General features: G+C 52.2%; 11 protein-coding genes. 4 read left to right on the plus strand and 7 right to left on the minus strand.

Annotated features, from left to right (window positions below; all coding sequences use genetic code 11):
* Positions 1–53: 53 nt before the first annotated feature.
* A complete protein-coding gene (locus EAO80_RS19050) occupies positions 54–1136 on the minus strand; it encodes a cytochrome P450 (RefSeq protein WP_122091392.1) in 1083 nt (360 codons plus the stop codon).
* 138 nt (positions 1137–1274) lie between these two features.
* Between EAO80_RS19050 and EAO80_RS19055 the strand changes: the two genes are divergently transcribed.
* From EAO80_RS19055 to EAO80_RS19065, 3 genes are all read left to right on the plus strand, one after another.
* The gene (locus tag EAO80_RS19055; RefSeq protein WP_162994095.1) at positions 1275–2078 is read left to right on the plus strand and encodes a helix-turn-helix transcriptional regulator; all 804 of its coding nucleotides are present in this window, start codon (positions 1275–1277) and stop codon (positions 2076–2078) included.
* Between the two features lie 400 nt (positions 2079–2478).
* Positions 2479–3147, plus strand: a complete 669-nt coding sequence (locus EAO80_RS19060) for a hypothetical protein (protein ID WP_122091394.1) — start codon at positions 2479–2481, stop codon at positions 3145–3147.
* 157 nt (positions 3148–3304) lie between these two features.
* Entirely contained in the window at positions 3305–4159 is an 855-nt protein-coding gene (locus EAO80_RS19065) for a hypothetical protein (protein ID WP_122091395.1), read from the plus strand.
* A 261-nt stretch (positions 4160–4420) separates the two neighbouring features.
* Here EAO80_RS19065 and EAO80_RS19070 read toward each other — a convergent pair whose 3' ends face one another.
* From EAO80_RS19070 to EAO80_RS21055, 6 genes are all read right to left on the minus strand, one after another.
* Positions 4421–4747 (minus strand): type II toxin-antitoxin system PemK/MazF family toxin, encoded by a 327-nt coding sequence (locus EAO80_RS19070; protein ID WP_245998740.1) that lies wholly within the window; start codon positions 4745–4747, stop codon positions 4421–4423.
* A 2-nt stretch (positions 4748–4749) separates the two neighbouring features.
* A complete protein-coding gene (locus EAO80_RS19075) occupies positions 4750–5100 on the minus strand; it encodes a MarR family transcriptional regulator (RefSeq protein WP_122091417.1) in 351 nt (116 codons plus the stop codon).
* A 175-nt stretch (positions 5101–5275) separates the two neighbouring features.
* Positions 5276–5542: a hypothetical protein gene (locus tag EAO80_RS19080; protein WP_122091397.1), complete on the minus strand. Its 267-nt coding sequence runs from the start codon at positions 5540–5542 to the stop codon at positions 5276–5278.
* Positions 5539–6543, minus strand: a complete 1005-nt coding sequence (cydB, locus tag EAO80_RS19085) for a cytochrome d ubiquinol oxidase subunit II (RefSeq protein ID WP_122091398.1) — start codon at positions 6541–6543, stop codon at positions 5539–5541. The genes EAO80_RS19080 and cydB overlap by 4 nt, the downstream gene beginning before the upstream one ends.
* Entirely contained in the window at positions 6536–7960 is a 1425-nt protein-coding gene (locus EAO80_RS19090; RefSeq protein ID WP_122091399.1) for a cytochrome ubiquinol oxidase subunit I, read from the minus strand. The genes cydB and EAO80_RS19090 overlap by 8 nt, the downstream gene beginning before the upstream one ends.
* A 372-nt stretch (positions 7961–8332) precedes the next feature.
* The gene (locus EAO80_RS21055; RefSeq protein WP_449404324.1) at positions 8333–8413 is read right to left on the minus strand and encodes a hypothetical protein; all 81 of its coding nucleotides are present in this window, start codon (positions 8411–8413) and stop codon (positions 8333–8335) included.
* A 257-nt stretch (positions 8414–8670) separates the two neighbouring features.
* Here EAO80_RS21055 and EAO80_RS19095 point away from each other — a divergent pair, with 257 nt between their 5' ends.
* A complete protein-coding gene (locus tag EAO80_RS19095; RefSeq protein ID WP_122091400.1) occupies positions 8671–9918 on the plus strand; it encodes a twin-arginine translocation signal domain-containing protein in 1248 nt (415 codons plus the stop codon).
* Positions 9919–9994 lie beyond the last annotated feature (76 nt).

Raw genomic sequence — 9994 nt, forward strand, 5'->3', positions numbered from 1 at the left:
CGGGAGATTTTCGACATGGATCATCGGCAATCTTCCGCTTCAATTCCTTTGAACTAACGGACGAATCCGACGCCGTCTAGTGATTCACCAGAGCCGGGGATATCATATCCTGCAATCTCCGTTGGTTCTCGAGGTTCACGAAACAGACCGTACACTGGAGGATAGAGACGAAGCGATTCGTTGATTACAGCGTCCGTATACTCAAGGTCCTCGAGTGCCTCGATATCTGGCTGTTCATCGCCAAGAATATCTTCGCACTCTCGATAGACCTGATCAGCGACTGTCGGATGCTGCGCTAAGAGATACAGTGTATAGGTAAGTGCAAGTGCAGCGGTATCCCGGCCCCCGAGTACAAGCCCCTTGAGGTTATCTCGAATCGTCGCAATATCCATCACATCACCGCCCTCACGCTGACGGATTTGGACGAACTTCGTTAGTAGATCGTTCTTACCGGCAGTGGCTGAAGATCCCTGTAATGCTTCCTCTCGCTCTCTAATTAGGTGCTCAAGTTCGCGATCGAATGCTTCAATCGCATTGTCAAATTGCCGATTTGTTGGAGTCGGCAACCAATCTGGAAGGTAGAAGTTGATCGAAGATCCATCCGTTTTGTCAGCGATTGCTTCGCCAGCTTCTCGAATCGGTCCATCGCGATTCCGAATATCCTCTCCGAAAAGTGTCTGTCCGAGAATTGCAAGTGAGAGTCGAGTCATCTCCTTGTCGATGGCAACTGTCTCCTCCGGAGCCCAGTTCTGGATATGATCTTCTGTATAGGATGCCATCGTATCAACGTAGGTTGCGACCTGTTCACGCTGGAACGCTGGCTGCATCATCTCCCGTCGTTCGTGCCACTGATCACCAGAAGAAAGGAGGAGACTATTCGAACCAGTAATCGGCTTGAAAATCTCTTCTTGGATCGACCCCTTGCCATAACGCTCGAAATCATCGACGAGTACTCGATCGAAGTAGGATGGATGAAAGAGGAGATAGTGAGGGCCTTTATTCGTCTCAATTTTCACCAAGTCACCGTATTCATCGTTCCACTCTGGGAAGATCTCGAACGGATCTCGATATAGCTCAAGAAGATTTCGGACACCAATAGGAGCACTAAGACCCGGTGGTTGATCGGATCCCATCATTGGATGAAAGGACGACTATGCGGTTATATGTCTCGCTTGCAGTCAAATCGATAGACTGCAGTGTCAGACCACTCTTAAAATTGACAAAACAACGACAGAGCGTAATTCTTTGGTGGATTCCTTTTGAAGAGAGATTCGATGAAGCCGGACTCCTACGAGAATATTTCAAAGTTGGTCTCATCAAGAAGCCGTATTGAACTGTTGCGCACTCTTTCTACTGGACCTGCCCGAAAACATGAGTTACAAGACCAGTGTGATTTCACTCGCTCAACCATCCATCGTTCACTACAGGCGATGGACAAAGCAGGATGGGTTGAAGAACAGAGCACACGCGAATTCGAACTCACACTGACGGGAGAACTACTTATTAGTCATTACGACACCTTTGAGGAGAATATCGAACAAGTTACAGAGAAAAAGGAGCTATTTGATCAACTTCAAGATGATGACGTCTCAATACCGGTTGAGGTACTTGAATCCTCAACACTAGCAACGGCAACAGAGCACGATCCACATGCAGTTCTGAACGATTTTATTGAAGCTAGCATGCTCGAAGTAGATACCCTTCGAGGAATGCTCCCGATAGTAAGCCCAGTAATGAATACGCATGCAGCGCGAATGCTAGAGGAAGGAACGGAAGTTGAGCTCATTATTGACCCAACAGTTTTGGAAAATATCGCAACAAAATATAACGACGATTATATGCGTGGGATCAAAGCAGACAATTTCCGATTGTTGATCCACCCGGAACCAATCGATGTGGGGATTGCGATGTTCGGAGACTTGCATGCGATGTTTGGTGCCCACGGTTCGGAGGGCCATCTAAGTGCAGCGCTAACTGGGGATACGATTGAATTTTTCGACTGGGTAGAACAGATGTATAATCAGTATCGTGATAATGCAGTTCCTGTCTCTAACTTTATGAACGAGCCATCCGCGTAGTAGTGCTGTTTTTGTGTTTATCGTAACTAGGTTAACAGGATGTTGCAACCCCTCCTACACTGTGTCACGGAATGCAACTATATCCCTGGGGCCACTCGATTCAGATGTACATGACTGAGGGCAAATCGACATACGACTTCGGGAAGTTCCGAGTCCGTCGATGGCCTATTCCACTCCGCAGATAGGGGACCGCTCACAACCCAAGTTCCACGTTGAATGTGAGCAGTCCCTTATCACAGCGGAGAGCGCCGATGGCTGCCTGGTCCTGTACAGACCACCCAAGGCAACCTAGTATGACGCCATCAAAACCACGGTACCCTGAGGATAAATGCTTTCTCACGGTATCAGCGGACCATATAGCACAGCCTGCAAACCACCTGATCAGGGAGGTGACGGCCTAATGCAGATTGAGATCGATACCAGTCTTACCCAACTGTTCGCCGGCACTCGTCTCCCATCAGAGTCGATATGCACTCACTGCAATCACTTGTTCGATGCCGACGATCGCTGCATCCTGCATGCGATCCGGCCAGAAGACGCATCGACCTACAGGCTCAAAGAGATCTTCTGTTCTGATTGTACCCCCGAGAAGATCACCCCGATTTCCGGACGCAGTGAGTACCTCCTTGCGACCCGCCTCACGACAACAGCACACTCGAACGACAAGGCGCTTATCCTCTCGGACATCCACACGATCCAAACAAGCCCACCAAGCGAAGGATCAGCCATCACTGACGGGCCAGTAGCACTCATTCCTACTGCTGAGCTCCCAAACCTCTCACACACGACCTACCATATCGAGCGCGACGACGAGCAGCGAACACCACTGTGCAATTGTTCGGCCGACACGGAGTACACGCGCGTTGCGTTCGCCGATCTCGAAACACCGAGCGCACACTGCTGTCAGACCTGCCGTAGTGTCTCTCAAAACGACCACTGCTCGCTAAGAGGGGACCACCACCACGTCCAGACCGAGACTGCTGATTCACCTCCCGACCCGGCAATCGGTGAGCTCCAGCGAGCCAGACGTTCAGCAACAGGAACGAGCGCTCACGTCCAGCAGGAGTAGTCCACACGAGAATGTGTGGCCACTCCGATAGCGCCAGCGCTCGCTGTCGACCGAGCGGTTCGCTGCTCGTCAGCGAGCCCTCAGTGACGAGCTACGCGTCCGTACCGTTCTCTAGCCACGAGGCAGGCCCGATCGTCTCACCAGTACTCTATTTCCAATGACCGACGCTACCACAACCAAAAGCACCGCCACCAACCAGCCCACGATGGCCAACGAGCCAACACTCGACACAGTCTGTGACCGTCTCGAGGCGCTCACTGATCGCGTCGAGGAACTTGAAACCCAACTCGAACACAAAGACGAACGGATTGAGGAGCTCGAAGACACCGTTCAACACCAAGACGCATTCCTCGACGCCGTTCGTCGGAGAGCCGGTGAGACCCGCGAGATGGTGACGGAACTTCAGTCGCGTGAACTCGAGAAAAACGCCCATCTCCAGTGGAAGAACGTCGAACCGAATATCGATACTCTTGACATCGAGATTGATCACCTCGAGCAATTCACCAAAGACGATGGCAATAGATACGCCCGCATTCTTGGCGGCGACGACCCACTCGATCGCGGCGGCGAACCAGCACTCACGCCGGGCGATCTTCTCCCAATCCAGCAGCTCGCACGAATGGATGATGATATGCTTCACTCGGCCGCCTCTTCAAAACCCATCCGACTCGCAGCGGAAGTCTGGCAGGATCACGAGCAAAACCAGAGCAGGCTCTGGAATCAGGGCTGTAGTGGCGTTCGCGAGTACATCGATGCCGGCGAACTCGCCCAGTGGCTTCGCCACAATGAACCGGGCGTGAGCAAGGAGTACAGCCAGAAACTCGCCAGTCGAACGATCGACGCACTCATCGATCTCACGAAAAGCCGGCTCTATGTCAAACAGAAGAGCCGCCAGAAGGACGGACTCTCCTATAAGGAACAGCGCGTCGTGCTTCCTGAAGAGTCCGAGATTCCCGGTGAGACCACACTCGAGGCGGACTCTCCGGAGACAGCTGACGTCGGTGGGGAATGATGTCCCCGGGCCCTAATTCCCGCGAGAGCGGGTTAGACCTCTAACAGAAACTCGCCCATTCCCCACGCAAGCGGTTGTTCATACAGTACGATTACTAGTAGGTACGTCTCGTGAACGGCTGGTGACGGCTCTAGCCACGGACCTCCCTGAGAGGTACCACTCTCGACAACGGTTGTCCACGGAAACCTGGTAGTCAGCTCTCATCAGCTTCCTCGGCGCTGTGATCGCTATTGGGGGACCGACATCAATCCTAGAACTGGGTCACTCAACGTACTCTCGCAACTGAGCAACAGCCTGGTCGACGATCTCATCGGTGAGTCTTCCGTGCCAATCGGTGATCCACTCGGTCTTTACTGAATTTACTGACCACGGCATTATCGAACTCGATTTAGGAGCGCCCCCCTCTTGCCAGTGTTCATCCATGAGTACGATTCGTTCATCATGCCACGTTCGCGTCGTCAGTGAAAGAGTGATATACTGTTCACCATGAAACGGTGTTTCTGCTCGATTGATAAGCAGAAACGGGCGGCCAGTCGTGCGCTCATCGTTGAATGGGTCAGCTGCGAGCACAACGTCTCCGCGTTCCATACTCATTCGGATGGGTCTTCAGCAGCGTGTTCACGCCAGTCGCCGAGATTCTCCGCACCGAACCGCTCATCCAGATCCGTTATCGTCCGATGGAATCGGAATGCGTCGTGGACTCGTTGCTCATCACCGATCGCCCAGTAGTCGCCCTTATGCTGAACAAGCTCCCGATCCTGCAGCCGACGCAGAACAGTACCGATCGAACTCTTCTTGATACTGGCCCCTTCTGCAATCTCGGAGGGAGTGAAGGCCTTGTCGTTGTGTCGATAGAGGAATCGAACAACCTTTTCAGCGTTCGTTACCTCGGTTAGCTCTTCACTGTTTCCTTCAGTGAACGTTTCAATATCGATTGGCATGTCTGTCAGTAGTGTCTCTACTGTCATAAGCTCTTGCTCGTCATCAAGTCACCGAAGTCACTACTACAGATTGCAGCATAGGCTCTGGAGATCTCTCGTTTCCTTAGTAGGTGCCAGTAATTCGATTTAATTTTAATGAACTACTCAACGTACCCACTGTGTCTTTTCAAACCAATCAGGATGTCTCATGCGTCGCCTGTATCCAATCTTTGATGAGTTCGTTTACGTTGTAGAAGATAATTCCTACTGTAAGTACCGTTGTTGTGAGTGAAACAATGAATCCTGGAGCACCGCCAATGGTAGTACCAACTAAACCACCAACGATTCCAACGATCATTAGTTCAACCCATGTTATCAAGATCCGTGAGCTGAGACGGGGCGTTGACGCATCGCTACTAACCAGAGTACTATTCTCGTCAATCGAATCGTTGTTTTCATTCATTGGTATGACTCATCTGCCTCTATTGGACCACTGAAGACCGAGTAAAGGACGCCAAAGTAAAGGAAGATCAACGGCAACAAGAGCGCAGCTCCAATTGACATGATATTCAGCGGCAACGGTGAAACAATAGCTGTCTCCACAGTTAATCCTCTAACACGGTCAATAGCCGGATACATCAACCCGGCAACGGTACTAATCAGCGTGAACACGAGCCCTGCACCGGCAATAAACGCCACATAGTAGCGATCGGAGCGTGTTGCTACCGCATAGATTCCAGTAAGGACGAGGTTCACTACGACAAGGCCCACAACTAAGGGCGACAGCAAGGCTGAGCGTAATTCAGGGGCGGTAAGATACACGGCACTCAGCGTCAGTACGACTAGTATGAAATAGAGTACAAGCGCTCGATAGCCATCCGCTCGGAATTCGTCTCGCAACTCATTACGCGTCTTTAATCGGAGGAATGCGACGCCGTCAACGACAGTTAGTGCAACGACCGTCAGACCGACGAGAATGCCTGGCAGCGTAATAAGAGTCGTTGTACCGAGCAACCAGTTCGCTATGAATATACCGAGGAAAAACGGTGCCGCGAAGCTTCCGATGATGAACGCTCGTCCCCACCACCGCTGCCATGGCTCATCCTCACGCTGTTCGTACATCTCAGGTGCAAGACCACGGAGAATGAGTGCCCCCAGAATAGCAAACATCAGCAAGTAGTGACGACTGAACAGATTCGCATATACGGCCGGGAAAGCCGCGAACAATGTGCCGCCGAACACAACCAACCACACTTCGTTGCCGTCCCAAAACGGCGTAATAGCTGCAAGTAACTGCTCACGCTCGTGCTTGTCATCTCGAGTCGCAAATAGGATTCCGACACCGAAGTCGAACCCATCGAGAAAGAGGAACATCCCGAGGATGAAAAATACGAGTCCAAACCAGATGTCGGCCAATGGGAGCCCAAACAACGTGTCGCTTGCGAGGGTGCCGGCGTCAGTCATCTGTACTCACCTCGGATTGTGACGATGACGAACTCTCCACCGTCGTGAGTTCGTCCCCATCCGGTGGACCAGTACGGATGATACGAACGATAACGTACGTATATAGAGTCAACAAGCCAAGGTATACGATCGCAAAACCAACAAGGGTCGCTGTCGCCTCGGCACCTGTAAGCCCGGGTGAGACACTATCACTTGTCTTCATCACGCCCTGAATGACCCATGGTTGGCGGCCGACCTCTGTGACTATCCATCCAAGCTCAACAGCGAGAAGTCCTAACGGCGCAGAGAGCATGAGCGCTTTATGGAGAAGATCGTCCTCGTACAGCTCACCGCGCCACCAGCGGTAGACGCCCCAGAACGCAAGCAGAATGAACCAGAACCCAAGGGCAACCATAATTCGGAACGACCAGAAGACAATAGCGACAGGTGGCTGTGGGCCTTCGAATTCATTGAGGCCTTGAATCGTTGCCTGTGGATCACCGCCACTAGCAAGCCATGAGGCACCGCCTGGAATTCCAAGCCCGAAGATTTCCTTCGCGCGTGGGTCCAAGAGGTCTTGAATACTCGTTGGAAAAGCAACAATGTATTCGGGGACGTACGAATCAGTTTCCCAGATTGCCTCCATTGCAGCGAACTTCTGTGGCTGGGTTTCAACGATATGGCGAGCATAGAGATCGCCATGAATCGCTTGGAGCGGTGCCGTGATGACCAAGACGACGAGAGCAATTTTTAGCGTCGCTTCCCAGAATTCGATATTGTCGATCGAATACCCCCAGACATGGTGTCGGAAAACGTAGTAGGCGCCAATACCAGCCATAAGAAGGGCCACTGATTCGACAGCTGCATTCTGCATATGAACAAACATCCAGGGGAATCGGGGATTCAGGTACGCTGCTAGTGGATCGACGAGATGGACGATCGGCTGACCATCCTCCATCACCAATTCGAACCCACGTGGGGTCTGCATCCAAGAGTTCGCGATGAGGATCCAGACGGCAGATAACCACGTTCCAAGACCGACAGCAATACTCGACAAGAAATAGAATCGATCTGAAACCCGCTCTCGACCAAAGACAAAGATACCGAGGAAGGTCGCCTCTAACATGAATGCCATCATCCCTTCGAGGGCGAGTGGACCCCCAAATAGTTCACCAGCAGTCGTCGAGAAAGCAGCAAAGTTCGTTCCAAATTCGAATTCAAGTACAAGTCCAGTCACAGTTCCAGTGGCAAAGCTCACGGCAAAAATCCGCGTCCAAAACCGACGGAGCTGCTCGTAAACCGCTTTCTCAGAGCGAATATCTTTCCATGTGAAGTAAATGAGAAACGGCGCAAGCCCCATACTGACCACAGGAAAAATGATGTGGACGATAACGGTGAGTGCAAACTGAACACGGCTTGCTAATACTGGATCAAGCATTGACATCACCGCTCCGAAGACAAGTCACTAACAGTCCCGCTCCATCCCTCAGAATGTCCGTGAACACGTTACCTCGCCACGGAGTTGCTTCCTTCCCCCTCCACTGTATGGTTCGGAGCATTAATCGATGCGCCATCAGCAACGCTTCGGTAGCAGTCTGGGTTAACTCGTGGCGGATTCCCACTCAACCGGAATCCGCGAAAGAGTCCTACAGATAGAAACCTATTGGACGCTCAAAAGTAATCAATCAATCTATACTTCAGACCACTGCAAAGTATAGGATAACCAGTGGTCGGTGTCCTATTACATGTCATTGACCATACCAATCAGGAGATGATTATGGAAGGTATAGATTATCTTACTAGAACTGGATTATGCACGTTCAAGGAATAATGAATACATGATGGTTGCAAAGCCAATTGCAACAAGAATGCTGTTGATTAAGACCCCCATCTCTAATGACACAGAGAAAACTGACCAGCAACACCAGCGAACTCGAGACCGATAATCTATACGAGGTTACGGTGAAACTCCGTCAGATTGTTTCCTCTCTAAAATTGGGTTAGCAATAGAATGCCTTGTGCAACATTAACGAGATCATACTTGTGTTGCACAAGGCATAGCCACATCTGTCATTTCATGTACTCTTCCATTTGATCGCACTCAGGCCTAGACAAGTTTTTATAAGTTTAAGCTTATATTAGTATAATATGACAGACGAGGCGTCTTCCTCGTCACTGGATCGCAGACAGTTCCTCAAGCGGACAGCAGCGACAGCAGCCGGTACGACACTCGCCAGCACTGCCGGCTGTCTCCAACTATTCGATTTAAGCGGCTCAACAACCGGCCTCAGTGGCGGCCCCACATTTCAAGACGTCCACCGCGAAGATGCTGACGTCGTCGTCGAATCAGCTGCTGCTCTCGAAGCCGAAGTTACTCGTGGCGGCGGACGTGTCGTCTGGATCCCAGCCGATACAGTCATCGATCTGAGCGGCCGGAATCTCACACTTCGCCATGTGACGATCGCGTCGGGCCGCTCGGACGACGCCTCAGGTGCGCTCCTCGCCACGTCGGATCGCGGCCGGGGCTCACCGGCGATGGGCAACGCCCTCTTCACACTCGAGGAAGGCGGTCGTCTCACCGGCGTGACGATCCGCGGCCCGCACTGGAACTACACTGCTTCGCCGGTAATTCCGGGCTATATTCCGCTTGCGCCCGGAGAAACGTATGCTGATCGCGAACAGTGGCGCAGCAACTGGTATGCGCGTGGCGTCTCAATGCAAGCCGACAGTAGCCAGCTCGATAACTGCGAACTCTGGGGCTTTTCGACCGGTATCATGGTCGGCAGTCGAGAATCGCCGGCCTCACCCTCGATTCTCTATTCTGCATTGCATAACTGCATGATGACTTCCGCAGGCTATCCGATCGACGTCAATCGCGGCACACCCACGATCTACCGGTGTGCTTTTGACGCGTATCGCCATGCGATCTGTGGATACGGCACGGCGGATGCAGGTTATCTCGCGATCGAATGTGATTTCGGGCCGCATGTCACAAGCCACCCGATCGATATGCACCGTGTCGGTGAGAACGAAAGCGGCGGGAACAGTCGCTCCGCCCTTCGCTGGCAGTGGCGTGCTGGTGGAACGATGCTCGTTCGCAACTCGATCATCCGGCCGACACGAGTCGTCGATCAGCGTCATCACAACGGCGCGAACGCAGGGCCATATGAGCCTGATCCGTACATCAACCATAATCGCGGGGGTTTCACGCCTCACGTTCTAATTCGAGGTGCTCCCGCTGACGGCATCTATATTGAGGGTAACCAGTGTGCCCATCCCGATCCAGAGACCGGGATCGACCAATCATCCTTCCCAGGGCGCCAGCAAATGAACGAGTTCGGCTGGCACAACATCTTTACCAAGCAAAACGAGTGGAACGTCCCGTTCAGCCAGTAACGTCGTAGACCGTTCGATTCACGTCGATTCGCTCGAGATCGCCTTCGATAGTCCCGGTCGTCGGTTGAGTCTCGAA

The sequence above is a fragment of the Halalkalicoccus subterraneus genome (genome assembly GCF_003697815.1).
Lineage (GTDB): Archaea > Halobacteriota > Halobacteria > Halobacteriales > Halalkalicoccaceae > Halalkalicoccus > Halalkalicoccus subterraneus.